Source organism: Agrobacterium sp. H141, assembly GCF_057158725.1.
The window spans coordinates 2977080-3003148 of sequence record NZ_CM169893.1 but is presented as its reverse complement, the minus strand read 5'-3'; the positions used below and the strand labels follow the sequence as shown (position 1 = coordinate 3003148).

The following is a 26069-nucleotide window of genomic DNA, read 5'->3' as shown; positions in this document are numbered from 1 at the left end:
CTGCTGAAACCTAGGTTTCTTCGTAGGGCGTAAAGCTTGGATCTGCCAGGTCTGCAAAGCGGGTGAATTCCGCCTGGAAGGCGAGCTTCACCGTGCCGGTCGGTCCGTGACGCTGCTTGGCGATGATCACGTCTGCCGTGCCCTTCACCTTGTCCATCAGCATTTCCCATTCTTCATATTTGGGATCTGATGGATCGCGCGGCTCCATGTTCTTGACGTAATATTCCTCACGGAACACGAACAGAACCACGTCGGCGTCCTGCTCGATCGAACCGGATTCACGAAGGTCGGAGAGCTGCGGCCGCTTGTCTTCTCGGCTTTCGACACCGCGCGACAGCTGCGAAAGCGCGATGATCGGAACATTCAGTTCCTTGCCGAGTGCTTTCAGGCCGGTGGTGATCGCGGTGATTTCCTGCACGCGGTTTTCACTCGACTTGCCGCTGCCGGTCATCAGCTGGACGTAGTCGACCACCAGGCAATCGAGCCCACGCTGACGCTTCAGACGACGTGCACGCGCGGAAAGCTGTGCAATGGAAATACCACCGGTCTGGTCAATGAACAGCGGAACCTTCTGCATGGTCTGCGAGAAGCCGACCAGCTTTTCGAAATCCTGCTCGGTGATGTCACCGCGGCGGATCTTCGAAGACGACACTTCGGTCTGCTCCGACATGATACGGGTGGCCAACTGTTCCGACGACATTTCGAGCGAGTAGAAACCGACCACGCCGCCGTTCTTGGCCTTTGACGAACCATCCGGCTGAATTTCCGGCTCGTAGGAGGCCGCGATGTTCCAGGCGATATTGGTCGCAAGCGAGGTCTTACCCATACCCGGACGTCCGGCAAGAATGATCAAGTCGGAGCGTTGCAGCCCGCCCATCTTGTTATCGAGCGACATGATGCCACTGGAAATGCCGGACAGTTGGCCGTCTCGGTTATAGGCTTCGCCTGCCATGTCCACGGCAAGGGCAACAGCGTCGTTAAAGGCCTGGAAGCCACCGTCATACCGTCCGGTTTCGGCAAGTGAGAACAGCCGGCGTTCGGTGTCTTCGATCTGCGCCTGCGGCGGCATGTCGAGCGGCGCATCATACGCGATATTGACGACATCCTCACCGATCTGGATCAGCGAACGGCGCAGGGCCAGGTCGTAGATGGCGCGTCCATAATCCTCGGCATTGATGATGGTTACCGCCATCGATGCCAGACGCGCCATATACTGCGCGATGGTCATGTCGCCGATCTTTGCGTCCGTTGGCAGGAATGTCTTGATCGTGACAGGATTGGCCGTCTTGCCCATACGGATGATCTCGGAGGCAACCTCGAAGATCTTGCGGTGCAGCGGCTCGTAGAGATGTTCCGGCTTCAGAAAGTCCGAAACACGGTAATAGGCGTCGTTATTGACGAGGATAGCACCGAGAAGGGCCTGCTCCGCCTCGATATTGTTCGGTGCCTCACGATAGTGAGGTTCCTCTTGCTTTGCGGGCACAATTTTCCGAAGGGCATCGCTCATGGCGGCGTTCATCAACTCGTGTTTGAGGCGTTGTTATGATGGTCACGGTTTGGCGTCGCAGCCCTCAGGAGTCAACATCAAAGCCGAACCTAATCAGATGCCACTCTGATGCCATTGGCGTTTTTCCTGTTGTCCAAAGTAATCCACAGCGTCTAGCCGATGACCGTCCAATATCGACCAATTTAGCGTGATTCGCCTTGCGCTGCGCAAGGGAATCTGAGTTGCGCAAAAATTGGAAAAAGTGCAAAGACAAAATATTTGCTATAAACGTTATGGTATATACATATAACTTGTGGTAATTATATGCAGACTGATGGAAAGCGTGCAGCCTGCTGCCATAATCCGTCGCACCAATGTCCCAAAAACGGTTAGCCTGTGAAATCCCCCTCCGCGTCCCAAACGCTGCCGTTCGCGGTAGCGGTGCGGCACAGGCAAAGAGAAAGCCCGGCTCGCATGAACCGGGCTTTCTTGTTTTCAGAAATTTCAACGACGGCATGCGGGCGCTAAATCGCGCCTTGTTTGGCCAGCCGATGCTCAGCGCACCATCCGATCACCTCGGATAATGCGCTGAGCCAATCGATCGGTCTTACTTGTCGTCTTCGTCTTCTTCAGATGCGGCAGGTGCGTCTGCAACATCATCTTCGTCTTCGTCGCGGTCCGGGTTGAAGAAGTCTTCCGGACGCAGGGCATCTTCGTCGACGCCGTAGATGGCATCAGCCGAAGTGAGGTCTTCACCCTTGGACTGGCGCTCTGCTTCATCAGCCGAACGGGCGATGTTCAGTTCAACCTTGATTTCGACTTCGGCATGCAGGTGGATGGTAACCTTGTGCAGGCCGATGGTCTTGATCGGATGCTGCATTTCGACCTGGTTGCGGCCGATTTCGAAGCCTTCTGCAGACAGGATCTCGACAACGTCGCGAGCAGCAACGGAGCCGTAAAGCTGACCGGTTTCGCCAGCGGCGCGGACAACGATGAAAGACTTGCCGTCAAGAACGTCGGCAACCTTCTGGGCTTCCGACTTGCGCTCGAGGTTGCGGGCTTCAAGCTGTGCGCGTTCGCTCTCGAAGCGGGCCTTGTTGGCAGCGTTGGCACGAAGGGCCTTGCCCAGAGGCAGCAGGAAGTTACGAGCATAGCCATCGCGAACCTTCACGGTTTCGCCCATCTGGCCAAGCTTGGCAATGCGTTCAAGCAGGATCACGTCCATTTTGGTTTCCTTTCGGTTGTGTTCAATTTGATCAGGGTTTCGGTTGATCTTTTCCAGACTTGCCGTTTGGCGTCAGAGCGACCGTACGGCCGGTGTCGGCAAGTCCGATGACGAGAAACAGGAAGAGCGGAAAAAACATCAGCAGCGACAGATATGCGATGATCAGAACGGGCGTGCGCCAGTCCTTGCCGCGTGTCCGGGCATGCATCGAGGCAAAGCCGGCCATGACAAAGCCGGCGCCAAATGCGCCACAGATGGTCGCACCGATCAGCGCTGCCGTGCCGCCGACGAAACAGGCAACAATGCCTGCCAGAAAGATGAAGAGTGCATTGCGGTTCATGCGCATGGCTGACGGAATGTCTTCGCGCGGACGCAAGGCATGGCCGGATGCCGCAACAATACGCGAGGCAATGTAAAAGGCCGCCGTCAGCATCATCACCCACATGCCGGCCTGGACGATCGGCAGCGCCATCAGCATCATGCCCTCGACCTGCATGATCTGGCCAGCATCCATGGACAGCGACGGATCTGCCGTGGTCGTCGACGTGATGATCATATCGACCATCTGCGACACCAGCTCGGGGCTATAACCGATCATGACCCCGAGCGCGATCACTGCAAGGCTCACGATGCCGCACAGGTGCAAAAGGATGTCAGACAGAGGATACCAGGCCATCAGATCGTCCGGACCGCCCAGTTCGCTTGCAGGCCGCGCCAGATTGGCCAGATGGCTGATCCAGCCAGCCGGAAGCAGGGTGAAGATGGCCATGGCCAGCGCAAACATGGGGGAGACGGTAACAGCGCCGACTGCAGCCGCAGTCACGATTGCCGTGACGGCGGCCATATTGCCCCAGCCGAGACCGACAATCAGGACGGGCAGGGCGGATGCGGCGTAAAGAATGGAAGACAGGGTCGGTTGCGCACTCGCGCCCAGCACAAGCAGGACGGCGGTAATACCAGCAAGCATGCCGGTCAGCAGCAATTTTCCGTTCATGGTCTTCACAGTCGCTGTCCTGCCTTCAAGCAGTTAGGGGAGATATCCCCAACATGGGTTTTGTGCCTGAAAACAGGCGGTCGTTCTGGTCCGATCCGCGCCCAACGCGAAAGGGAGACGAGACCCGCTGAAATCAATCAGCGGGTCTCGGTATCACTTACGATACAACGTAAGGCAACAGGCCGAGGAAGCGGGCGCGCTTGATGGCCTTGGCCAGTTCGCGCTGCTTCTTCTGGGAAACAGCCGTGATGCGGGACGGTACGATCTTGCCGCGCTCGGAAATGTAGCGCTGCAGAAGACGAACGTCCTTGTAGTCGATCTTCGGAGCGTTTGCGCCGGAGAAGGGGCATGTCTTGCGACGACGGTGGAACGGACGACGAGCCATATCAGCCATGGTCAATACTCCTTAAGCACGATCTTCGCGTGGGCGGCGTTCAAAGCCACCTTCGCGTGGGCCACGGTCTGGGCGATCGCCATCACGGCGCGGGCCACGGTCAGGACGGTCACCATCGCGACGCGGACGATCATCGCGATCGCGCTTCTGCATCATGGCCGACGGGCCTTCTTCGTGGGCTTCCACTGCGACGGTCATGTAACGAAGAACGTCTTCGTTGATGCGCATCTGACGCTCCATTTCATGGATCGCGGCACCAGGAGCCTCGATGTCCATGAGAGCGTAGTGAGCCTTGCGGTTCTTGTTGATGCGGTAGGTCAGGGACTTGAGGCCCCAGTTTTCTACGCGCCCGACTTTGCCGCCATTAGCTTCGAGAACACCCTTGTACTGTTCGACGAGGGCATCAACCTGCTGAGACGACATATCCTGCCGGGCAAGGAATACATGTTCGTAAAGAGCCATTGTAGACTTGCCTTTCTTGCGGTTATCAATACCCGGATCCGGCGCTAAGCCTCAACGACTGGTCCTGTTCGGATAAATCCGTAGGCAAGAAAAGCGTTGTTCGAGACGGTCGAGAGCGGAGACACGGGAGACCGGAACCCTGTGGTTCCTGCGGCTTTCGATGATGAAAACCAGCCCTCCGTTCAGCCACCAGCCAAATGACCGGGTATATGTGAACAGCGCGCTTATACGGATTTCTGGAAGGAAGGCAAGGGGCGGTGGAGCAAAAGCCCGGATGACCGCCCTTTGCGTTGCAATTCACACCGCAGCGCCGGATGTGGCGCGCATATGCGCCAGCGAACGCGAAGCCATATAAAAGGTGCAAAAGCCGTTGACCAGAGAATAGCCGAACACTGCGACTGCACTGCCTGTGGCGAGCGGAGCCATGGCAGATCCGACGGCATTGGCATAGTTGACGCAAAACAGCGTCATCATCAAAGCGAGACTGTGATATTCGCCGGCAAGCACAAGGCGACCGTCTGCCTGTCGATACGTATCCCGCGCCGGCCTGATCGACGACACGCAGATAACAGCCAGTATGGCACCGGCGGCTATGCCTGCAAGGGCAGGTTCGGCAAAATGCTCCTGCGCCAGTTTGGCGAATATCAATGCAAGGAATATGGCTGAGGGCAGGATGATCTGGACGGGCGACTTGACGTGGGGTCGTGTCCGTTTAACTCCTGAATAAATGAGATAGGCGAGAATGAGCCAGGCCCAGCCTGGTGTATTTTGAAGAACGACAAGGATCGTATGCATGGTGAAAACCCCTTTTCGGACGGTGGTGAGAGTGGCTGTTGGGGCAATCAGCGCATGGGCCGTGAAGGCAGCAAGTCGGCATGCGTGAACGGTCGAATAAATCCGTGATTGGTCGCACTGTGCAATCCACGCTTCGTGAAATGCGCAAGGATTATTCTTCTCCCCGCACATACGTCTTGTTGATTGCTGCCATATTTCTGATCGGGTTGTCGGGGCCGTTCGGCACATTCGCCTCACTCGGATTTGTCGAGCGCTACCTTTATTGGGCGGTGATGATCACATCGACCTTCGCCGTCGGTAATCTCGTCGGCACCTGGGTCCAGCAGCTACTTGGCGAGAAGGGCTGGACGCCAACAATGCGCTTTGTGCCGATCGGCGTGGCCGCCGGCATTGCCGTTTCATTCGTCGTGGCCTCGGTCGACGCCGTCGTATTTGGCTGGAGCGGTCTGTCCACCGAACGGCTGCTTCAACTTCTGGGCTACAGTCTGCCGGTAGCCGTGGTCATTTCGGCTGCCATCGTCTTGATGCATGATACCGCAGCTGTGTCCGGTTCCGGTGACAGTGGCGATGATGCGCGCGAAAATGGCGTGCCGCGTCTTGTCGACCGCTTGCCCTTCGACAAGCGCGGGCGGATCATTTCCATGTCGGTTGCGGATCACTATGTCGAGGTGACGACCGTTCGCGGCAAGGCAATGCTGCTGATGCGCCTTCGCGATGCAATTGCGGAGGTGGATGGTAACAAGGGTCTGCAGATCCACCGCTCTCACTGGGTTGCCCTCGATGGGATCCGCGCCGTGCATCGCGGTAGCGGGCGCGTGGAGATCGAAACTGAGGTCGCAGAGCGTTTGCCGGTCAGTCGCTCCTATCTGGCCGATGTGCGCTCTGCGGGGCTTTTGCCGTAAACGCTCAAGCGAGGGCCGACAAAGTTCGCTCGATCACAACAGCGCGAATGTGTAGCCGGCATAAAGGGCGAGCATGATGACGCCGGCGCCCCGGCCGATTTTCCGCCCGAAGAAAAGCATGCCGGCGAAAACCGCAGTCACACCCACCATCACCGGAACGTCAAAGGTCGAAAAGCGACTTGCCACGGGGATCGGCAGGACCAGGGCCGTGATGCCGAGGATGCACAGGAGGTTGAAGATGTTGGAGCCCACCACATTGCCGATCATGATGTCGGAGTGGCGCTTCAGCGAGGCGCTGATGGCGGTCGCCAGTTCCGGCAGGCTGGTGCCCACGGCAACGACGGTCAACCCGATCACGGCCTCAGGAATGCCGAATTCACGGGCAAGCGAGGTTGCTCCGCGAATGAGAAGCTCGGCGCCACCGAAAAGGATGACGAGACCAAGGGCAATCAGCGCCGATGTGAAAGGCCAGGAGAGCATCTCCCCCTTGGCCTCTTCGGGAGTATCCAGATCCGGCTTTCCGCTCTCTTTGACATAGGTGTAGCCCAGATACGCGGCCAGCATGACCAGCATGATGATGCCGGCAATGCGGCCGATATAGGAAAATTGCACGAGGCCAAGCACGACAAAGCTCGATGCCAGCATGACCAGCGCATCGCGCTTCACCGAGCTGTTCCAGTTGCTGATCGGATATATGATCGCGCTGACGCCGATGATCAGCATGATATTGGCAATATTGGAGCCGACCACATTGCCGATCGAGATATCGGATGCGCCACTGAAGGCGGCGCTGAGCGAGACCAAAAGCTCAGGCAGGGAGGTCCCGAAACCAACGATCACCAGGGACACGACGAGCGTCGGGATATTGAGCTTTCCCGATAATGAGACCGCCCCACGCAAAAGCCATTCGGCACCGAAATAAAGTGCAACAAGCCCTGCGGCGATCAATAGGAAATCCATTCGTCTCTCTTTGTCTCTAGCGCATAAAGAAGGCGGCCCTTTCGGGCCGCAACTTCAGATGACATGGGAATGCGGGACGCGCATTCCAAGGTGACGCGGCACTTTTCCGGGGCTGGACGGAAAAACAATGCCGGACGTGTGAGCGCCGTTCAGATCGGAGCCGGATATTGCCGGTGAATGCGGGCAATTCCATTCATCACTTCGGCGCTCAAGGTGAGATCCGCAGCGCCGATATTGGTCTTGAGCTGTTCCATGGTCGTGGCACCGATAATGACGGAGGCCATGAAGGGGCGTGTGAGGCAGAAGGCCAAGGCCATGGCCGATGGATCGAGCCCATGCTCCCTGGCGAGGTCCACATAGGCCCGCACAGGAGCTTCCTGCAATGGCTGTAGGCGACCGCCGAGATCGGAGTTGATCGATCCGCGCGAACCGGCGGGTACCTCGCCATTCAGATATTTGCCGCTCAACATGCCGGCGGCAAGCGGCGAATAGGACAACAGTCCGACATCTTCATGATGTGAAAGCTCGGCCAGATCCAGATCGTAAGTGCGGTAGAGCAGGCTGTATTCGTTTTGCACGGTGGCAACGCGCGGCAGGCCGTTCTGCTCGGATGTCGTCAGATATTTCTGTACGCCCCAGGTCGTTTCGTTCGACAGACCGAGCGCCCTGACCTTGCCGGCCTTGACCGCATCGTTGAGCGTTTCGAGGATCATCAGGATGTCGTCGGACGCTTTCTGGCGGTCCTGCTCCCAAGGGGCGTAGGTCCAGGATCGGCGGAAGTGATAGTGACCGCGATTGGGCCAGTGGATCTGGTAGAGATCGAGATAATCCGTCTTCAAGCGACGAAGGCTGGCGTCCAGGGCTTCACGAATGCCCTCGACGGTGATCGGGCCACCATTGCGGATATAGGGGCGTCCTGGGCCTGCAACTTTTGAAGCCAGCACCACCTTGTCGCGGTTGCCGTTCTTCTGAAGCCAGTTGCCGATAATCTCTTCGGTCTTTCCGTAGGTCTCCGGCGACAGCGGGGTCGTGGGGTAAAGCTCGGCAGTGTCGAAGAAGTTCACGCCTTGATCGAGAGCGTAATCCATCTGTTCGAAAGCGTCAGCCTCGTTGTTCTGGCTACCCCAGGTCATGGTGCCAAGGCAGATTTCCGAAGCCGAGATATCGGTGCGGCCAAGTTTATTATATTTCATGATGAAATTCGTCCGGGTCTATGCGAGTGCAGATCAGGGTTTGGAAGGTTCCGGGCGAATTTAGGGTTTTACGCGGTGGGTGCAAGCGAGCAGCGCATGTTTTATTGATTTCAACCGCCAGCCGCGGCCTGTTCTGTGTCTCTCCGGTATGGGGCAGGCAAGCCTCCGTTCAACTGCGCATCGGGGCTGACAAGAACGCCACAAGCAGGGGACGCAAAGGACGTCTCACTTGACTCCCGCGCGCAGAATGTGAATTGGAGGGTCAAAATGACAGGGAAGGATTGAGCCCGATGACTGTGGCATTCACCTTTCCCGGCCAAGGCAGCCAGGCTGTCGGTATGGGCCGGGACCTCGCAGACGCCTATCCGGAAGCGCGCGCGGTATTCGATGAAGTCGACGATGCACTGGGGGAAAAGCTCTCCGCCGTCATGTTTGACGGACCGGAAGACAAGCTGACCTTGACCGCCAACGCGCAGCCCGCATTGATGGCGGTCTCCATGGCCGTCATCCGTGTGATGGAAGCCCGCGGCTTCGTGCTGAAGGACAAAGTGTCATTTGTGGCCGGCCATTCGCTCGGCGAATATTCCGCACTCTGCGCGGCCGGCACATTTTCCATTGCCGATACCGCCCGTCTTTTGCGCATTCGTGGCAATGCCATGCAGGCAGCAGTACCTGTCGGCGAGGGTGCCATGGCGGCCATCATCGGTCTGGAACATGGCGACGTCGAGGCTATCTGTGCCGAGGCGGCGGCGTCAGGCGCCTGTCAGATTGCCAACGACAATGGCGGCGGCCAGCTGGTGATCTCGGGTTCCAAGGTGGCTGTGGAAAAGGCTGCAGCTTTGGCATCCGAGAAGGGTGCCAAGCGCGCCATCATGCTGCCCGTCTCCGCACCTTTCCACTCGGCGCTGATGGGGCCGGCTGCAGACGCCATGCGCGACGCTCTGGCCACGGTCGAAAAGCATAGTCCGGTCGTGCCGGTGATTGCCAATGTTCGCGCCGCTCCCGTCTCCGATGCCGCACTGATCGCAGATCTTCTGGTCGAGCAGGTAACGGGTCAGGTCCGCTGGCGCGAGACGGTTGAGTGGTTCGCAGCCAATGGCGTTTCAACACTTTACGAGATAGGCTCCGGCAAGGTTCTGACGGGACTTGCCCGCCGTATCGACAAGACTGTGACTGGCGTCACCGTCAGCACGCCCGCCGATATTGATGCTGCTCTGGCCGCTCTGATCGGCTGAAGGCTTACAAGAAACAAGGATATCCACAATGTTTGATTTGACCGGCCGCAAGGCCCTCGTCACCGGCGCATCCGGCGGTATCGGCGAAGAGATCGCCCGCCAGCTTCATGCCCAGGGCGCGATTGTCGGCCTGCATGGAACACGCGTTGAAAAGCTTGAGGCACTTGCCTCCGAACTCGGTGATCGCGTGAAGATCTTCCCGGCCAACCTGTCCGACCGCGCCGAAGTCAAGGCGCTGGGCGAGAAGGCCGAGGCCGATCTCGAAGGCGTCGACATTCTCGTCAACAATGCCGGCATCACCAAGGACGGCCTGTTTGTGCGCATGTCCGATGATGACTGGGATGCCGTTCTCGAAGTCAATCTCACTGCGGTCTTCCGTTTGACCCGCGAACTCACCCATCCGATGATGCGCCGTCGCTTTGGCCGCATCATCAACATCACCTCCGTCGTTGGTGTGACCGGCAATCCGGGGCAGGCCAATTATTGCGCCTCCAAGGCCGGCATGATCGGTTTTTCCAAGTCGCTCGCGATGGAAATCGCCACCCGTAACGTAACCGTCAACTGCGTCGCTCCAGGCTTCATCGAAAGTGCGATGACCGAAAAGCTGAACGACAAGCAAAAAGACGGCATCATGGGTGCAATCCCGATGAAGCGCATGGGTAAAGGTGCCGAAGTTGCCTCGGCTGTTACCTATCTTGCGTCCAACGAAGCCAGTTACATGACAGGCCAGACCTTGCATGTGAACGGCGGAATGGCCATGATCTAAAACAGCTTGGCTCGCACTGGAACTCTGGACGCAATTGTATGTTGAGGGTGTTGTGAGGCATGATTTTCGGGCTTTGCGCTGACAGGAAAGCATGTTAAGCGGGCCGTGACTGTGAACAGTCGTCCCGAATTTACAGGCGGGAGCCACATAGTATACAGGCTGTCCCTGAATTGGGCGGGACTGAACGGGTTTGCCGATGAACGCGAAATTTGATCGCCTCATCGGTTTTAAAGCAGGGTAAGGGTCCATCACGGCACCCTTGTTAAAGATAAAGGTCGAGGAAACCGACATGAGCGATATCGCAGAACGCGTAAAGAAAATTGTTGTGGACCATCTCGGCGTTGACGCCGACAAGGTCGTCGAAGGCGCCAGCTTCATTGATGACCTGGGTGCCGACTCCCTCGACACGGTCGAACTCGTCATGGCATTCGAAGAAGAATTCGGCGTTGAAATTCCGGATGATGCCGCAGACTCGATCCTGACTGTTGGCGACGCCATCAAGTTCATCGAAAAGGCCCAGGCCTAATTGGTCTGTCAATGACGGAGCGGACAGTCATGTCCGCTCCCGCTAGGCCCGCCTCAAGCGGGCCTCACTGTTTCTAGATGGCATTTGTAGAAAAATACGGGGTGGACGATCGGCGATGAGACGTGTCGTTATCACGGGTACCGGAATGGTATCTCCATTGGGTTGCGGGACGGAAATCACGTGGAAGCGGCTTTTGGAAGGCCAAAACGCTGCCCGTCGTGTCACCGAGTTTGAAGTCGACGACCTGCCTGCCAAGATTGCCTGCCGCCTTCCATTTGGCGATGGTTCCGACGGAACCTTCAATGCCGATGACTGGATGGAACCCAAAGAGCAGCGCAAGGTCGATTCTTTCATCATTTATGCGATGGCTGCTGCCGATATGGCGCTGAATGATGCCGGTTGGCATCCGAAGAGCGACGAGGACCAGATCGCCACAGGTGTTATGATCGGTTCCGGCATCGGCGGCATCGAGGGCATTGTCGACGCCGGCTACACGCTGCGCGACAAGGGACCGCGCCGCATATCGCCCTTCTTTATTCCCGGTCGCCTGATCAACCTTGCCTCCGGCCAGGTTTCGATCCGCCACAAGCTGCGCGGCCCCAATCATTCCGTCGTCACGGCCTGCTCCACTGGCGCCCACGCCATTGGCGACGCAAGCCGTCTGATCATGCTGGGCGATGCCGATGTGATGGTGGCCGGCGGTGCCGAATCTCCCGTCAGCCGCATTTCGCTCGCAGGTTTTGCCGCCTGCAAGGCGCTGTCGACCGATCGCAATGACGACCCGACCAAGGCCTCGCGTCCCTATGACCGCGACCGTGACGGCTTCGTCATGGGTGAAGGGGCGGGCATCGTGGTTCTCGAAGAACTGGAACACGCCAAGGCACGCGGTGCCAATATTATTGCGGAAGTCGTCGGCTACGGCCTGTCGGGCGACGCCTATCACATTACCGCACCGTCCGAAGATGGCGACGGTGCCTATCGCTGCATGAAAATGGCCATGAAGCGCGCCGGCGTCACTGCCGACGAGATTGACTATATCAATGCGCACGGCACCTCGACCATGGCCGACACGATCGAGCTTGGCGCCGTCGAGCGCCTTGTCGGCGATGCCGCCTCGAAGATCTCGATGTCCTCGACCAAGTCGGCGATCGGTCATCTTCTGGGGGCTGCCGGTGCCGTCGAAGCGATCTTCTCGGCGCTTGCAATTCGTGACAATATCGCGCCGCCGACCCTCAATCTCGACAATCCGGACGTCGAGACGAAGATCGACCTCGTGCCCCATAAGGCACGCAAGCGCGAGATCAACATTGCGCTTTCCAACTCCTTCGGATTTGGCGGCACCAATGCGTCGCTGATCCTGCGCAGATACGAGGGCTGACACCTGGCCGGTCGGCTACGGTTCCCGGTAATCTCGGCTTCGTATCATGCCCCAGAACCTGTATTTTGCCGCAATGGAACGGCAAGAGACAGTGACCCCGAAATGAAGAGGACGACAGGTGACCGACAACAGCCAGAACAGCGCGAATGCCGGCGGGCGTGGTAACGGGGAGGGCAGCAAAGGTCCCATCATCCCGAAGTCGCCGAATGAGGCGCTGCGTCCGGAACGCGTGCCGCAGCCGCCCAAGCGGTCGCGCAAGGCCCACAGCCAGCTTGTCATTTTCCTGAATTTCCTGATGACGATTGCAGTTGCGCTTTGCATCGCAGCCGTTGCCGGCTTTTATTACATCATGTCGCTCTACCAGGAGCCGGGACCGCTGGCGACCAATGCCAATCTGGTCGTTCGAAACGGTGCGGGTCTGGCCGAGATCGCCAATACCCTGGAGCGAAACGGTGCGGTCTCGGACGCCCGCGTGTTCCGCTACGTCACGACCACCTATCTCGATGACGGCGACACGCTGAAGGCCGGCGAATACGAGATCAAGGCAGGCGCGTCGATGAAGGAGATCATGGAATTGCTGAAGTCCGGCAAGTCCATCCTCTACTCCTTCTCCGTGCCTGAAGGCTTGACCGTCAAGCAGATCTTCGCGCGAATGGCCGATGACCCCATTCTCGAGGGTGACCTGCCGGAAGAATTGCCGTCCGAAGGTAGCCTGCGCCCGGAAACCTACAGGTTCTCGCGTGGCACCGAGCGTAAGGAAATCGTCGGCCAGATGATTGCTGGCCAGAAAAAGCTCGTCGACGACATCTGGGAAAAGCGTGATCCTGATCTGCCGATCAAAACCCGCGAAGAGTTCGTCACGCTCGCATCGATCGTGGAGAAGGAAACAGGCAAGGCCGATGAACGTGCCCATGTGGCATCCGTCTTCATCAACCGTCTGGAAAAGGGCATGCGCCTGCAGTCCGATCCGACCATCATCTACGGACTGTTCGGTGGCGACGGAAAGCCGTCCGATCGCCCGATCTACCAGTCCGACCTGAAGAAAGAGACGCCCTACAATACCTATGTGATCAAGGGGCTCCCGCCGGGACCGATTGCGAATCCTGGACGGGCGGCACTGGAAGCGGTCGCCCAGCCGTGGAAGACCAAGGATCTGTATTTCGTGGCAGACGGCACGGGTGGTCATATGTTTGCTGCGACGCTTGACGAGCATAACGCCAATGTTCGCCGCTGGCGCAAGATCGAGGCTGAACGCGGCGTTGATCCCGACGTGGTACAACCGGCGGATCAGTAGGCAGTTGAGACTGCCGGGCAGGGGATAGAGTATGGCGCTTCAATCGATGACGGGTTTTGCCCGAAGCGAAGGCACCAGCGGTCGTTACCGCTGGGCATGGGAGCTGCGCTCCGTCAACGGCAAGGGGCTGGACCTGCGCCTTCGCCTGCCATCTGGAATGGAAGCGTTGGAGAATGACGCCAAGACGCTGGTGTCCAGCCGTCTGGCGCGTGGCAATGTGCAGATGGGGCTGAACGTCTCCATCAGCGAAAGCCGCATGAGCACCAGGGTCAACCGCGACGTGCTGGATGCCGTTTTATCCCTGCGCGATGAACTGGGAGCGGATATCGTCGATCCGGCGCCGATGCGCATGGATACGCTGTTGCAGATTCGCGGACTGGTCGATTTCGAGGAAGAAAAAGACAGCGACGAGGCAATCGCTGCGCGCGACAAGGCCATTCTCGATGGCCTGGAGAAAGCAGCCATTGCGCTTTGCGATATGCGCAGCTCCGAAGGTGAGGCCCTTGGCAAGCTTTTATCCGCCCAGGTCGACAGGATCGAGGAGCTTGCGCTGGTCGTTGAAAACGATCCCTCGCGCTCGGTTGAGGAGATCGCGCGCAAGATCGAAACACAGATTTCCACGTTGATGGAAACTGCCACGAATCTCGACCGCGATCGCCTGCATGCGGAAGCCGCCATTTTGGCCACAAAGGCAGATCTGCGTGAAGAGATCGACCGGCTGAAGGCGCATGTCGCTGCTGCCAGAGATCTTCTGCAAGCAGGTGGACCCGTTGGCAGAAAGCTCGACTTTTTGGCCCAGGAGTTCAACCGCGAATCAAATACAATATGCTCCAAGTCCAATTCCGTGGCGGTGACCGCCGCCGGTATTGAACTCAAGGTCGTGATCGACCAGTTTCGCGAGCAAGTTCAAAACCTGGAGTAACCCGCCTATGGCGAAACCCGCATCTATCGAGATTGCCCGCCGTGGCCTGATGCTCGTGATTTCCTCGCCATCCGGCGCCGGCAAGTCGACGATCGCACGCACGCTTCTTGCAAAGGACGGGAACATCGGGCTCTCGGTCTCCGTGACCACGCGAGAACGTCGCCAGAGCGAGATCGAGGGTGTGCATTACCACTTCGTCTCCAAGCGCGAATTCGAACGTCTGCGCGAATCCGATTCGCTGCTGGAATGGGCGGAAGTGCACGGCAATTTCTATGGCACGCCGCGTGAGCCGGTGGAAATGGCCATGGGCGATGGTCGCGACATGTTGTTCGATATCGACTGGCAAGGTGCCCAGCAGCTTCAGGACAAGATGTCAGCCGATGTCGTATCCGTCTTCATCCTGCCACCAACAATGGCCGAACTGCAGTCGCGTCTCCACCGTCGAGCCGAAGACACGGAAGAGGTCATCCAGACCCGTCTTGCCAACTCGCGGGCAGAGATCGCCCATTGGCGCGAATATGACTATGTGATCGTCAACGACGATCTGGACAGCGCCTTCGATTCCGTTCAGTCGATCGTCAAGGCGGAACGGCTGCGCCGCGACCGTCGCCACGGTTTGTTCGACTTCGTCGATCATCTGGTGACCTGACGCTCATTGGTCGGTTGGTGTGCTTACTAAAGTCACAACTTATTGGAATGTGTAAATTTACTAAAATTAAATACACATAGCGCGATATTGCTCCTGAAACTGCAACCCCAAGTTAGCGGCGGATGGAGCACTTATGCGATTTATCGATATACCGGTGAGATGGCGGTTATGCGCCGCACTTGCATTTCCTTTGATGATGCTGACTGTCCTTTGCTATGTGCAGATCAGTAGCGCTTTCACGTCCTACAAGCATGCCAGACATATCGAGGCCGTTGGTGCGGATCTCGCTGTCATGGGTGATTTCATTCACAATCTCCAAGTCGAGCGTGGTTTGACTGCAGGGTTCCTCGGCTCCAAGGGCACCAAGCGTGGCGATGACCTGAAAGCCGCGCGCGCAGTGAACGACCAGAATCTGGCCTCGATTGACGTCGTGCTGAAGCATATCGAGAGCGAGGACTTTTCGGTGTTGTCGCGCGATGCAGCAAAGATCCGCGATGAAATGAACCGCATGCCGCAGATCCGCAGCGAGATTGATGCTTTGTCGATGGCCGGCGGAGACGCCTTCGCATTTTACACCGGGACCATCTCGGATCTGATGGATTTGTCCCGGGAGTATTCGATGTATGGCGTATCAGGCGGAATTGCCAGCAAACTGGTCGGTTACAGTCTGCTGATGAATGCCAAGGAACTGGCCGGTCGTGAACGCGGTATGGGCAATGGCTTCATTGCCTCCGGGCAGTTCGATCCCGCCCGATACATGACTTTCGTCAGCATGTTCGGTGCTGAACAGGCACTGCTGGATCAATATGTTGCTCTTTTGCCTGAAAGTGTAAGGAAGGAATTCCACCAGAGCCTGGCGACAAAGGAAGCCGAAGCAATAGACGCTGTTCGCGAGCAGATGTTTGCAGGTGGTTCGGGTGCTGATCTGAGCGGTCTGGATGCTGCAACATGGTTCGGTCTCACCACCAAACGGATCGACCAGCTCAAGCAGATCGAAAACGAGTCGCTTGCCAGCATACTCTCCGATGCAAGCGCAATTGCGTCCGCTGAACGTCAACATATGCTGACCGTTGGCGGTCTGACCGCGGTTGGTTTCATGTTTGCGCTCCTTCTTGCCTGCACACTGGCCAACAGCATTTTGAAGCCGCTTGGCCAGTTGACCCGGACGATGGATGATTTGGCCGACGGAAAAGTGGATGTGCTTGGCATTGAAAGCGACCGCAAGGACGAGATCGGGATGATGGGACGTGCCGTCGGACGATATGCCGATCTGGCCGTAGAGCGAGCCAGGAAACAGCGCGAAGAAGAGATGAAGCTGGAGACGGCAGCACGGGCCAGGCGCGAGGAGGAAGAGCGCGAGCGTGCCGCGCGTGCCGCCGAAATCGCCTTCGCTGTAGAACAACTCGAAGGTGGTCTATCGGCGCTGGTTGCGGGTAATCTCGATCATCGTCTCGACAAACCGTTTGCGAAAAACATCGATGGCCTGCGGCTGAATTTCAACAGCTCCATGGACAAGCTAGGCTCGGTTATGGCCACGATCACCCAGAGCGCACAATCGATCAACAATGGATCGACGGAGCTGAAGCAGGCAGCCGATGAGCTTGCACAGCGTACAGAGCGACAGGCAGCAGCGCTGGAACAGGCCTCGGCCTCTCTGAACGAGGTGTCGGGCACCGTTGTCGATTCTGAGCGACGAGCCGAATCGGTCAGTGGCATCGTCGGCGAGGCCAGCAAAGAAGCGCGGCATTCGGAAACTGTGGTCAGCGATACGGTCAAGGCCATGGGACGCATTGAGGAGTCATCCGGTCAGATCAGCCAGATCATTGGCGTGATCGACGATATCGCATTCCAGACCAATCTGCTGGCGCTCAATGCCGGTGTCGAAGCGGCCCGTGCTGGGGAGGCCGGGAAGGGCTTCGCCGTCGTGGCGCAGGAAGTGCGCGAATTGGCGCAACGGTCAGCCACTGCCGCACGCGAAATCAAAGCCCTGATCCAGAGATCGGCCGAGGAGGTTCAGGCCGGTGTCAATCTGGTCGGTGAAACCGGAACGACGCTCAAGGGCATCGAGCAGCACGTGTTGCAGATCAACGAGGAAATCGCAGCCATTGTGCGCTCGTCGCGCGAGCAATCGACGTCGCTTCGCGAAATCACAGCCGCAATCAACCAGATGGATCAGGTCACCCAGCAGAACGCCGCCATGGTGGAGGAGACAAGTGCTGCCACGCACAGTCTGGCATCAGAAACAGATCGCCTGAATGGACAGGTCGGCATGTTCAGGACGACGCGTACGGCAACCGTTTCACGGGCAGCCTGATTGCGGTTGTGCCGTTCAGATGAGGTTTGCCAGCCGGCAGAACTCTTCCACCGATAGCGTTTCGGCCCGGCGTGCCGGGTCGATCTGCGCTTTGTTGAGAAGCGCCTCTCCACCCAGCGACTTGACGCTCTGCCGCAGCATCTTGCGTCGTTGGCCAAAGGCAGCATGTGTCACCTTTTCCAACTGCGCTGCCTCGCAGGGCAGGGGCGTCGCAATGGGCGTCAGGTGAACCACTGTCGACGTAACCTTGGGCGGTGGCGAGAAGGCTTGTGGCGGTACATCAAAGGCCATATGCGCCTCTGTACGCCAGCCAGCGAGCACCCCGAGACGCCCGAAGTGATTGTCGCCCTCGCGGGCAACAATCCGTTGCCCCACTTCTCTTTGAAACATCAGTGTCAGGGATTGCCAGAAAGGCGGCCATTCCGGCGGCAAAAGCCAGTTCACCAGCAATTGTGTACCAACATTATAGGGCAGGTTGGCGATAATCTTCACCGGACCGTCTGGCGCCAACAACTCGAAATCAGTTTTGAGAGCATCGCCCTCGATCACCTCGAGACGCCCCGGATAGTGGTCGGCAATCTCCTGGAGGGCGGGCAGGCAGCGGCTGTCGCGCTCAATCGCGATCACCTTCTTCGCACCGAGTGCGAGGATTGCGCGCGTCAGGCCGCCGGGGCCGGGGCCGACCTCGATGACGGTGACGCCATCCAGCGAACCGGCCGTACGCGCAATCTTCTGGGTCAGATTGAGGTCCAGCAGGAAGTTCTGCCCGAGTGCCTTTTTGGCATCAAGGCCATGCTTCGCAATGACATCGCGAAGCGGTGGCAGTCCGTCGAGTGCTGCCATCAGTTTTCTGTATCCGTTGTCCGGCTGATCTCGTCTGCCATCTTGAGTGCCGCTACAAGGCTTTGCTCACGGGCAAGCCCGGTTCCGGCAATGCCGAAGGCCGTGCCATGATCGGGCGAGGTCCGCACGAAGGGAAGGCCAAGTGTCACATTGACAGAATCGTCGAAGCCGAGTGCCTTGACCGGGATCAGTGCCTGATCGTGATACATGCAGACAGCAACGTCATAGCGACGGCGTGCGTCGTCGTGGAACATGGTGTCGGCCGGCAGGGGACCGAAGGCATCGATTCCCTCGTCACGAAGCTTCATCACGGCAACATGAACAATATCGGCATCTTCACGGCCGATCGCTCCGCCTTCACCGGCATGGGGATTGAGCCCTGCGACGGCCAGACGTGGCGAGGCGATGCCGAAACGGTTCTTCAGATCTGTTGCCGTGATACGGCAGGTGTTGACGATCGCATCAATTGTCATCGCCGCCGGCACATCCTTGATCGGAATATGCACGGTCACCGGCACAGCGCGCAGCTTGGGCCCCGCCAGCATCATCACCGAGTGAAAGGTTTGACCGCTGTGGCGTGACGCAAGATCGGCCAGAAACTCCGTGTGGCCCGGGAACTGGAACCCGGACTCATAGAGAACCGACTTGGCGATCGGGTTTGTCACCATGCCGCGGACCTTGCCCGCAAAACAGAGTTCGACCGCCGTCTCGATCGCCGCAATGGTTACTTTTGCAGTGGCCACATGCGGTTCGCCTGCGACGACATCGATGCCCGTGCTGAGCGGCAGAACCGGAAGTCCGGCGTCGAATTTTTGCATTGCGCCGTCAGCATCGGTCTCGATCAGCGGAACGTCTATTTCCAGCTGCCGCGCGCGGATCGCCAGGACTGCAGGATCGCCCACATAGATGAAGGGCGGGATGGCATCCTGCCGGCGACGGTGCCAGGCGTTGAGCGCAATATCTGGCCCAACACCGGCGGGATCGCCCTGGGTCAGCGCAAGGACAAGGCTGGAACGATCGATCATGCGCGGCTTTCGGTTATTTGTAGACGATCTGCGCTTTGCTGCGCAGTTCTTCGAGGTACTTGGCAGCGTTTGGATCTTCTTCGCCACCGCCCTTGCCGAGATCTTCTGCACGGAACACGACCTCGGCGGCAACGTCGTCCGAGACCTGACGCTGGTTACAGATCGCCAGATACTCAACGCCCTTTTCGGTGACGCGCGTACCTGTTGTGCCGTTCGAGGCCTTTTCGATCAGAGGTTTCCATTCCGGTGGCAGTTCCGGTGCCATCACACGGCCCAGATTGCGGATCGAGACATCGCGGTAATTGGCCGCAAATTGCATCGCATCGTCACAACCGGGAAATTTGGAGCGTGAAGCATTTGCTTCCGCCTGTCGTTTGCCGGTGATCTGACCCTTTTTCGATGCCGGAATGACGAAGATGACCTGTTTGAGGAAATATTCAGTCGTCACGGGCTTTTGCTTGTTTTCAAGCATCTTGGTGACGAAATCATCCTTCGAGAGTCCACCGCCGGAACCGTAACGTGCCTTGAGCAGACGCGGCCAGCTCATCTGCACGGCAATATAGGACTTGAAATGCTCAGCGGTCACGCCCGCCTGAGCGAGAATCGTGGTCATCTGCTTTGCCGACAGCTTGTTGGAGGCTGCGAAACGGGCGAAGGCAGCATCCACCTCGGCTGTGCTCACCGAAGCGCCGACCCGGGCGATCTCCTGCCGCTTCAACTGCTCGTCGACGAGTTCCTGGAGCGCCATCTTTGGCCCAGCGCCGGGGCGGCGCTGCAACCGAAGGAAAGCGGCCCGCTTGGCGACGTCTCCACTGGTGATAGCTGTCCGATTGACGACGGCCCGGATTTCGGTCGCTGCATATGCTGCAGGCGCAATCGCCGGTGAAAGGGAGGTGCATGCCAGAACCGCCGCGCAAGCGAATGCAGCAAGCCTTCCTCTTCTCCCTGTGTTGGTCATATGTCTCACTCCGCGAGGCTGGAAGACGCCACGCAGGCGTCTTCAATCTCTTAGCTTACTATAAGTTTCCGCAGGAATTGCACAATCCTTGCGGCAAAACAATGACCCGCGCCGCAAGGAATATTGATCTTTCAGGCCGTCACAACGCGTGAACTGAAATCAGTTGAAACCGTCGAGTGTTGTGTCGCCGACCTTCACGTCGCCGAGCGTGCGGAAGGAGAGACGCGCACCAATGGCCCAGTCACTGGCCGACTCGTCATTGACGTCGCGCTTGGCCGAGTAGACCAGCGAGAATACCGTGCACTCATCGGCGTAGGAGAAGCCAACACCATGGCGACTGATTGCCGAATTGTTGATATCCCAGGTCATCGAGCCGAATAACGACCAGTATTCATCGACGTTCACTGCGCCTGACGTTTGCAACTCGTCGTTATCGCTATCGAGACCGTAATCGGGCTGCGCAGCGATCCGTGTATAAGTCAGGTTCGCCTGCAGCGTTTCATTGGTGAAGGAAAGTGTGGTGTCCGCACGACGGAAGTCCAGATCCTTCTCATCAAGACGCGCATTGGTAGCGAGCGACAAACCGTTCGGCAGGTCGACCGCAGCCATGCCGACATAGTCCGAGCGACGCGATTCAAGACCGCTGTCGGCACCAACCTTCACCAGGTCGTCTGTCGCAAACGAGTTTTGCCCGGCAAGCTGGAATGACTGTCCAACAATGCTGCGGAATCCGATGCCGTTATCCAGAGACCCGGTATAGCGAATGCCAAGATTGGCGCGCGTGCCGCCTTCAACGCGATCGTAACCGGAGAATTTGTCGCGGTCGAACAGGTTCGTCGCATCGAATACAAAGCTCTGGGCGTCTTCGTTGGGCAGTCGTCCCGCATATTGTTCGTCATTGCGCGCATAGATCTGCGCGATGGGCTCAATGACATGGCTGCTGTTGGCCGTTGTCACGAGAAGCGGATAGCGTGCCTCAAGGCCGGCTGTCGCCATGCCCCGTGTCGCGCTTGTCCCGCCATAATAGTCGCCGGTGTAAGCCGACGGATCGCTCATCGCCAGGCCATAGACATCCCCGCGAACCGCAAGCAGGGGCGTCAGCAGCAGCCCGCCGGGTGCAGTCAGTGTGCGCTTCCACTCAACTTCGCCACTCAGGCGCGTCATGTTTCCCTTCAGGCCCCGATAGCGCGTCAGGTCGTCGATGCCGTCATTGTCGGTATCCACAGTCAGGGCATCGGCCTTGAAGCGCGACAGCGACGTAAAGTTCAGATTGGCGGAGAGCTGACCACCCGCAACCGCTTCCGGTGCATAATAGCTGTAATCGACGACCGGCAGGACCGTCGGTTGCTGCTTTTCAGCCGTATCATCCGGGTCGGCATCCTGCACGTCGAAATAATATCCACGGGCCTCGAACGAGTTCCTGTCGCCAAGTCCCGTCAGGTAAATCTCGTTGGTGTGGGTGGTATCGTCCAGGCCGTCGAGATCGTAGGTGCGGGCAAAGTTGTTGTCGCTCTGCAGCATGACATCCCAGCCGAACGCCCAGCGGGGATTGATATCGAAATTGCCCTTGGATGAAATCATCCCGCGAAGATCGTTTTCCGCGTCGCTCGTTCCAGCGTCGAAGTCGTCCGAATTCATCTGATTGATGCCGGCAATTCGAACAGAAGCTTCGCCGTTGTCGAAACGCTGGCGGAATTCCGTATCAAGCAAGACACCCTGGCCGGTAAAGCCGGTTGCGCTGATCGTTGCATCGCGGTGGTTGTCGAACACGTAGTAATAGGGAACCGTAACTCCGAAGCCGATATTCTCGGCTGTCCGCATCGTGGGAAACAGGAAGCCGGACTTCCGCTTGACCGTATTGTCCGGAACTTCGATCGCCGGCAGTGTCGCAATCGAATGCCCAAACAGCTCGAAGCGTGCCTTTTCGAGACGAACCGTATGGGTCACTCCGTTCTGAACGACCCGCTCTGCCTTCACTTGCCAAAGCGGCGGACGCTCCGGATGCTCGGCACACGGCAGGCAGGCGGTGTAGACACCCTTGTAGAGAATGACCTCGGTGCCACCCACACGCTCGCCGCGCTCGGCAGCCATGCGTGTATTGTCGGTTGTCTCAATGCGAAGCGCATTGATGAAGCCATTGGCAAAATCGTCAGTGACGTCAAGCGTGTCGGCGTAAAGACGGTTGCCGCCGGGTTCCACCATCTCGATGTTGCCGGTCGCAATCAGTCGACCGGAGCGCTGGTCGTACTCGACCTTGCGCGCCACCATTTTATAGCCGCCGTAATTGATCTGCACCGCACCCTGAGCGATGATTCGCTGGGCGTCCCGATCGTAAACCAACTCGTTTGAAGCAAGGACCAATTTGGCATCGTCAGGAACTGACGATGGGGTCAGTTGCCCCATGTCGGTTGCTTGCTGAGCGTGCGCCTGCTGCACACCGAACGCGCTCACGGACAGTGCCGTGCTCGTCAGTAGGGCCGTGCAGAGCCGCCAAATCGTCTTGCGGTACACTGCCGCCACTAACCGTCCTCCTGGTGCAGCAATACGGTCGCTCCGAGTGACATCGCAACGACCACTGGAATCCAGGCCGCAACGAACGGAGGAACAACACCGCTGCTTCCGAATGCTTTCACAAGCACAGTCACAACATAAAGCACGAAGCCTGACAGGATTCCACCGAGAATCACCGAGCGGGATTGGTTGAACCGGCTAAATTTCAACGAAACGGTTGCGGCAATCAGTGTCATTGCGACCAGAAGGAATGGGAGTGACAATAAGGAGTGAAACTGGGTCTCGAGCGCCTTGGTCGATACCCCATAAGATCTGGCGACTGCAATTTTCCTAGAAAGATCATAAAATCCAACGGTCTCCGGCTGCGCAAGGCGCTCTTGAACGAATTCCTGTTTCAAATTGGTACTGACTTTGGCTGTGGCGAGCCTTGTGGGAATCTCGCCCGGCCGAGTCTGTGTAACATCGTTAAGCTGCCAGTAACCATCTTTCAACTTAGCTGTGCGTGCATCCTGTCTCAAAACGATTCGGCCGCCGCTGTCGAAGTGGATAAGCACCGCATCGACGAGTTCGGTCCCGTTGTCGGACACGGTTCGCGCACCGATAATCACGTCGTCATTGCCGCTGATTTGCCGCAACCACGGGATGGCCGTGGACGTGCTCGCCTTGCCACCTGCATTGCGCAGCGTCGTTTCAAGGTTCAGTGCCTGGCCTTGCGCCCAGGCGGCCAGCGGGTTGACCGCCAGGGTGGTAACGAGCCCGACCATCAATGCGCCGAACGCAAAGGGCATCATGAATTGCCACACCGAAATACCGGCTGAGCGCGCAACGACGAGCTCCGATTTCCGGTTCAGCGCGATCAACACCGTCATGCCGACGAAAAGAGAGATGAAGGGTACGGTCTGCTGGATGATGAGCGGCAGCCGCAGCGCTGTCATGTAAAGGGCGACAGTGGCGGTGAAACCGTCGATGTCGCCGAAGCGTCCGCTGGTTTCGCTGAAATCGATCAGGAACGAGATCGCCGTCACGCCGATGAAGAACCACAGGGTGAGCGCCAGGTAACGGCGCAGAAAGTAGCGGCTAAGCGTCGATACCATCAGCTTTGCCCTCCGCTTTTGCCCGTATCGTCGAATCGGTTGCGAATCGTGTCGAGCAATTGACTGCTGCGATAACCGATCGCCTGAGACAATCGCTGCCGGTGGGGCTTGCGCGCTCTGGCAAGCAACATCGCAGCGATCAGGGCTGCAACACCTGGAACCGCATAGACGAGCGGCGCAAAGAGCGCATTTCGCTCGACGAGCGACAGTGTGTAATTCTGTAGCAGGTATATCAGAATGGAAAGTCCAAGTGCCGCGACCATCGGATGCAGACGTGCTTCGCGATGAGAGCGGGCGTCAGCGGAGACCACCAGCGAGATCAGGGCGAAGACGAAGGTCAGCGCCCAGGTTGAAAGACGCCGGTGCAACTCGCTGCGATATTCCTCGGGGCGCCGCTGGAAGTCAGAATCATTCGGGTCCGGGTCAAGCAGAAAGGCGAGTGTCCGGTCACCGGCATGCAGCCGTGCCTCGCCACGGGTCTGCGACAGGTCCGTCAGGTCAAATGAATAGGAATCGAAACGCACAATGGAGACATTGCCGTCACGTGCCTTGCGTTGAACTTCGCCGTCGCGCATCACCAGCGCGGTCCCGCTTTCGTCAACAGCACCTTCGCGCGCATAATAGATGAGGTCGAAATTCGGATCGCGCGAATCGGCAACGAACAGTCCCTTGAGCACTCGGCCGGACAGGCGTTCTGAAATCTGCACATAGAGCCCGTCTTCGAGACGCCGGAATGTCTTTTCCTCGATGACCGATGACAGCAGATCGGCATAGGCCGCCGCGATCATTTCGCGTGCGGATACGCGCAGCTTCGGTTCGACAAAATTCGACATCAGGAAGGAGAATGCGCACAGCAACGCCGCAATAACCAGTATGGGCCGCGTGACGATGCTGCGTGAGGCGCCGGCGGCATCAATGACCGGGAGCTCCGAATCGTTGTTCATCGATGTCAGCGTCTGCGTGACACCAATGACCATTGCAAATGGCAGAACGGCCGGCAGAATGGTCGGCAGGATCAGGCTGGCCAGCTTGAAGAATGAGCCGACGGACTGGCCGCTATCGGTGACAAGATTGATGCGGCCCAGCACCTGGGTCACCCAGATGATGGTCAGCACAGGCAGCAGAGCGGTCAGGAACATTTGACCGACACGTTTTGCGATGTACAGTTCCAGCAGCTTCATACGCCAACCCGACAATGCTTGGCGACAGCAGCCAGCACGAAGAAAAATTTTGCTTTCTCTACGCGGCTCAGTCGCTTTTGGCGACAGGTACTAAAACATTTTTAATGTTTTCGCTGACGAATTTTCGTTGCTCGAGGATGTTGGCCACACTGAAAACCGCGGCGTAAAGGACAATTGAGGACAACCAGCCCAGAATGACATCGGAGAGATAGTGGCCGCCGAAGAAGACCCGAAGGGCCGGTGTGACGATGCAGATGGCGATTGCCGGAGGAATGAGGAACGGCTGGAGCTTTTTCGGAATGAGTGGAAGCAGGCAGATGACCCAGCCGGCACCGGCGGCTTCTCCCGAGACAAAGGAGCAGTTCTTGGGACATTCTCCGCCGAATTCGCCCGCAGGCATGAATATATGGGTCCCGCCGAAAAGGTCGGTATCATTGGGGCGCGGACGTCCCGAGAACATTTTGAAGATCAGGTTGACCAGGACATAAGGGCCAAGCGCGAGTGTCAGAAGCGACAGCGAATATTGTTGCGCAGGCCGGCCACGATAGGATTCGTCCCCGTTTTTGATCACCGTGAAGATGAGCATCCCGAGCAACACCAGCGCCGCGGCCGCAGGGACGTAAAAGAGAATCTTGCGTAAAACGATGAAGAACGGGTCAGTGCTGATCGGGAAAAATCCGCAATTCTCACCCGCTGGAGCAGGCTTCGGACATTCAGTCTCCTGGAAGAATATACGGGTCGCAGCTATGTCTATCTGCGGAAAAAAATGAAAAAAGGCCAGGATCAGAAACCAGATCGACAGCATGAGCATGAAGAATCCGAACGTTTCATGTCTCGGAATCGCCGGCAAGAAGCCCGGTGTTTCTTTATGTTGCTTTGGCAAATCAGTCAGGTCCATTGCGGCAGGCGGTTGAAACTGCGATTATTCAAGTCTGACGCTATCTCGTGCATGCGCACCATGA

24 protein-coding genes are annotated in these 26069 nt (G+C 57.9%); 9 read left to right on the top strand and 15 right to left on the bottom strand.

All coding sequences use genetic code 11. The features are described from left to right. Positions 1 to 10: 10 nt before the first annotated feature. The 6 genes from ACWPM9_RS13940 to ACWPM9_RS13915 form a co-directional block, all read right to left on the bottom strand. Positions 11 to 1507: a replicative DNA helicase gene (locus tag ACWPM9_RS13940; protein WP_484755500.1), complete on the bottom strand. Its 1497-nt coding sequence runs from the start codon at positions 1505 to 1507 to the stop codon at positions 11 to 13. 586 nt (positions 1508 to 2093) lie between these two features. Then, the gene (gene rplI, locus ACWPM9_RS13935; RefSeq protein WP_428185202.1) at positions 2094 to 2711 is read right to left on the bottom strand and encodes a 50S ribosomal protein L9; all 618 of its coding nucleotides are present in this window, start codon (positions 2709 to 2711) and stop codon (positions 2094 to 2096) included. Between the two features lie 31 nt (positions 2712 to 2742). After that, positions 2743 to 3705 (bottom strand): DUF2232 domain-containing protein, encoded by a 963-nt coding sequence (locus ACWPM9_RS13930; RefSeq protein WP_484757656.1) that lies wholly within the window; start codon positions 3703 to 3705, stop codon positions 2743 to 2745. 157 nt (positions 3706 to 3862) lie between these two features. Beyond that, on the bottom strand, positions 3863 to 4099 hold the full coding sequence (rpsR, locus tag ACWPM9_RS13925) for a 30S ribosomal protein S18 (protein WP_428185201.1): 237 nt from the start codon (positions 4097 to 4099) through the stop codon (positions 3863 to 3865). A 12-nt stretch (positions 4100 to 4111) separates the two neighbouring features. Next, on the bottom strand, positions 4112 to 4561 hold the full coding sequence (gene rpsF / locus ACWPM9_RS13920; RefSeq protein WP_428185200.1) for a 30S ribosomal protein S6: 450 nt from the start codon (positions 4559 to 4561) through the stop codon (positions 4112 to 4114). Between the two features lie 297 nt (positions 4562 to 4858). After that, positions 4859 to 5356: a DUF6622 family protein gene (locus ACWPM9_RS13915; RefSeq protein WP_484755499.1), complete on the bottom strand. Its 498-nt coding sequence runs from the start codon at positions 5354 to 5356 to the stop codon at positions 4859 to 4861. A gap of 104 nt (positions 5357 to 5460) precedes the next feature. Here ACWPM9_RS13915 and ACWPM9_RS13910 point away from each other — a divergent pair, with 104 nt between their 5' ends. Then, positions 5461 to 6258, top strand: coding sequence for a LytTR family DNA-binding domain-containing protein (locus tag ACWPM9_RS13910; protein WP_484755498.1), 798 nt, complete (start codon positions 5461 to 5463; stop codon positions 6256 to 6258). Positions 6259 to 6291: 33 nt separating this feature from the next. Here the strand turns inward: ACWPM9_RS13910 and ACWPM9_RS13905 are convergent, their stop codons facing one another. Together ACWPM9_RS13905 and ACWPM9_RS13900 are read right to left on the bottom strand one after the other, a co-directional pair. Then, positions 6292 to 7218 (bottom strand): calcium/sodium antiporter, encoded by a 927-nt coding sequence (locus tag ACWPM9_RS13905; RefSeq protein WP_484755497.1) that lies wholly within the window; start codon positions 7216 to 7218, stop codon positions 6292 to 6294. Positions 7219 to 7367: 149 nt separating this feature from the next. Then, a complete protein-coding gene (locus ACWPM9_RS13900) occupies positions 7368 to 8411 on the bottom strand; it encodes an aldo/keto reductase (RefSeq protein WP_484755496.1) in 1044 nt (347 codons plus the stop codon). A gap of 290 nt (positions 8412 to 8701) precedes the next feature. Between ACWPM9_RS13900 and fabD the strand changes: the two genes are divergently transcribed. From fabD to ACWPM9_RS13860, 8 genes are all read left to right on the top strand, one after another. Then, complete coding sequence (gene fabD / locus ACWPM9_RS13895; RefSeq protein ID WP_484755495.1) at positions 8702 to 9646, top strand: ACP S-malonyltransferase; 945 nt, start codon at positions 8702 to 8704, stop codon at positions 9644 to 9646. 28 nt (positions 9647 to 9674) lie between these two features. Beyond that, positions 9675 to 10412, top strand: a complete 738-nt coding sequence (gene fabG, locus ACWPM9_RS13890; protein ID WP_428185194.1) for a 3-oxoacyl-[acyl-carrier-protein] reductase — start codon at positions 9675 to 9677, stop codon at positions 10410 to 10412. 289 nt (positions 10413 to 10701) lie between these two features. Further along, positions 10702 to 10938, top strand: coding sequence for an acyl carrier protein (locus tag ACWPM9_RS13885; RefSeq protein WP_141147342.1), 237 nt, complete (start codon positions 10702 to 10704; stop codon positions 10936 to 10938). A gap of 115 nt (positions 10939 to 11053) precedes the next feature. Next, positions 11054 to 12316 carry a beta-ketoacyl-ACP synthase II gene (fabF, locus tag ACWPM9_RS13880; protein WP_484755494.1) on the top strand — a complete coding sequence of 421 codons (1263 nt, stop codon included), beginning with the start codon at positions 11054 to 11056 and terminating at the stop codon, positions 12314 to 12316. 118 nt (positions 12317 to 12434) lie between these two features. Beyond that, positions 12435 to 13610 (top strand): endolytic transglycosylase MltG, encoded by a 1176-nt coding sequence (mltG, locus tag ACWPM9_RS13875; protein WP_428185192.1) that lies wholly within the window; start codon positions 12435 to 12437, stop codon positions 13608 to 13610. A gap of 31 nt (positions 13611 to 13641) precedes the next feature. Continuing rightward, positions 13642 to 14532 (top strand): YicC/YloC family endoribonuclease, encoded by an 891-nt coding sequence (locus tag ACWPM9_RS13870; protein ID WP_484755493.1) that lies wholly within the window; start codon positions 13642 to 13644, stop codon positions 14530 to 14532. Positions 14533 to 14539: 7 nt separating this feature from the next. Beyond that, positions 14540 to 15181 (top strand): guanylate kinase, encoded by a 642-nt coding sequence (gene gmk / locus ACWPM9_RS13865; RefSeq protein WP_428185190.1) that lies wholly within the window; start codon positions 14540 to 14542, stop codon positions 15179 to 15181. Positions 15182 to 15374: 193 nt separating this feature from the next. Further along, complete coding sequence (locus ACWPM9_RS13860) at positions 15375 to 17495, top strand: methyl-accepting chemotaxis protein (protein WP_484755492.1); 2121 nt, start codon at positions 15375 to 15377, stop codon at positions 17493 to 17495. A gap of 15 nt (positions 17496 to 17510) precedes the next feature. On the opposite strand, the gene rsmA is transcribed toward ACWPM9_RS13860, so the two are convergent. The 7 genes from rsmA to ACWPM9_RS13825 all read right to left on the bottom strand — a co-directional run bounded on the left by rsmA (position 17511) and on the right by ACWPM9_RS13825 (position 26005). Then, entirely contained in the window at positions 17511 to 18338 is an 828-nt protein-coding gene (gene rsmA / locus ACWPM9_RS13855; RefSeq protein ID WP_484755491.1) for a 16S rRNA (adenine(1518)-N(6)/adenine(1519)-N(6))-dimethyltransferase RsmA, read from the bottom strand. Next, positions 18338 to 19363 carry a 4-hydroxythreonine-4-phosphate dehydrogenase PdxA gene (pdxA, locus tag ACWPM9_RS13850; RefSeq protein WP_484755490.1) on the bottom strand — a complete coding sequence of 342 codons (1026 nt, stop codon included), beginning with the start codon at positions 19361 to 19363 and terminating at the stop codon, positions 18338 to 18340. The genes rsmA and pdxA overlap by 1 nt, the downstream gene beginning before the upstream one ends. Positions 19364 to 19376: 13 nt before the next feature. Then, entirely contained in the window at positions 19377 to 20321 is a 945-nt protein-coding gene (locus ACWPM9_RS13845; protein WP_428185186.1) for a SurA N-terminal domain-containing protein, read from the bottom strand. A 159-nt stretch (positions 20322 to 20480) separates the two neighbouring features. After that, a complete protein-coding gene (locus ACWPM9_RS13840) occupies positions 20481 to 22841 on the bottom strand; it encodes an LPS-assembly protein LptD (RefSeq protein WP_484755489.1) in 2361 nt (786 codons plus the stop codon). Then, on the bottom strand, positions 22841 to 23929 hold the full coding sequence (lptG, locus tag ACWPM9_RS13835; RefSeq protein ID WP_428186455.1) for an LPS export ABC transporter permease LptG: 1089 nt from the start codon (positions 23927 to 23929) through the stop codon (positions 22841 to 22843). The genes ACWPM9_RS13840 and lptG overlap by 1 nt, the downstream gene beginning before the upstream one ends. Continuing rightward, positions 23926 to 25107: an LPS export ABC transporter permease LptF gene (gene lptF, locus ACWPM9_RS13830; RefSeq protein ID WP_484755488.1), complete on the bottom strand. Its 1182-nt coding sequence runs from the start codon at positions 25105 to 25107 to the stop codon at positions 23926 to 23928. Before lptF ends, lptG begins: the two co-directional genes overlap by 4 nt. A gap of 67 nt (positions 25108 to 25174) precedes the next feature. Continuing rightward, positions 25175 to 26005 (bottom strand): phosphatase PAP2 family protein, encoded by an 831-nt coding sequence (locus tag ACWPM9_RS13825; protein ID WP_484755487.1) that lies wholly within the window; start codon positions 26003 to 26005, stop codon positions 25175 to 25177. Between the last annotated feature and the right edge of the window lie 64 nt (positions 26006 to 26069).

Coding starts and splice junctions, on each gene's coding strand:
- ACWPM9_RS13900 (WP_484755496.1), bottom strand. CDS start 8,411: ATGAAATATAATAAACTTGGCCGCACCGATATCTCGGCTTCGGAAATC.
- ACWPM9_RS13940 (WP_484755500.1), bottom strand. CDS start 1,507: ATGAGCGATGCCCTTCGGAAAATTGTGCCCGCAAAGCAAGAGGAACCT.
- ACWPM9_RS13845 (WP_428185186.1), bottom strand. CDS start 20,321: ATGACCAACACAGGGAGAAGAGGAAGGCTTGCTGCATTCGCTTGCGCG.
- fabG (WP_428185194.1), top strand. CDS start 9,675: ATGTTTGATTTGACCGGCCGCAAGGCCCTCGTCACCGGCGCATCCGGC.
- lptF (WP_484755488.1), bottom strand. CDS start 25,107: ATGAAGCTGCTGGAACTGTACATCGCAAAACGTGTCGGTCAAATGTTC.
- rsmA (WP_484755491.1), bottom strand. CDS start 18,338: ATGGCAGCACTCGACGGACTGCCACCGCTTCGCGATGTCATTGCGAAG.
- pdxA (WP_484755490.1), bottom strand. CDS start 19,363: ATGATCGATCGTTCCAGCCTTGTCCTTGCGCTGACCCAGGGCGATCCC.
- fabD (WP_484755495.1), top strand. CDS start 8,702: ATGACTGTGGCATTCACCTTTCCCGGCCAAGGCAGCCAGGCTGTCGGT.
- rplI (WP_428185202.1), bottom strand. CDS start 2,711: ATGGACGTGATCCTGCTTGAACGCATTGCCAAGCTTGGCCAGATGGGC.
- rpsF (WP_428185200.1), bottom strand. CDS start 4,561: ATGGCTCTTTACGAACATGTATTCCTTGCCCGGCAGGATATGTCGTCT.
- ACWPM9_RS13870 (WP_484755493.1), top strand. CDS start 13,642: ATGGCGCTTCAATCGATGACGGGTTTTGCCCGAAGCGAAGGCACCAGC.
- ACWPM9_RS13905 (WP_484755497.1), bottom strand. CDS start 7,218: ATGGATTTCCTATTGATCGCCGCAGGGCTTGTTGCACTTTATTTCGGT.
- rpsR (WP_428185201.1), bottom strand. CDS start 4,099: ATGGCTGATATGGCTCGTCGTCCGTTCCACCGTCGTCGCAAGACATGC.
- ACWPM9_RS13885 (WP_141147342.1), top strand. CDS start 10,702: ATGAGCGATATCGCAGAACGCGTAAAGAAAATTGTTGTGGACCATCTC.
- gmk (WP_428185190.1), top strand. CDS start 14,540: ATGGCGAAACCCGCATCTATCGAGATTGCCCGCCGTGGCCTGATGCTC.
- ACWPM9_RS13930 (WP_484757656.1), bottom strand. CDS start 3,705: ATGAACGGAAAATTGCTGCTGACCGGCATGCTTGCTGGTATTACCGCC.
- fabF (WP_484755494.1), top strand. CDS start 11,054: ATGAGACGTGTCGTTATCACGGGTACCGGAATGGTATCTCCATTGGGT.
- ACWPM9_RS13915 (WP_484755499.1), bottom strand. CDS start 5,356: ATGCATACGATCCTTGTCGTTCTTCAAAATACACCAGGCTGGGCCTGG.
- ACWPM9_RS13860 (WP_484755492.1), top strand. CDS start 15,375: ATGATGCTGACTGTCCTTTGCTATGTGCAGATCAGTAGCGCTTTCACG.
- ACWPM9_RS13825 (WP_484755487.1), bottom strand. CDS start 26,005: ATGGACCTGACTGATTTGCCAAAGCAACATAAAGAAACACCGGGCTTC.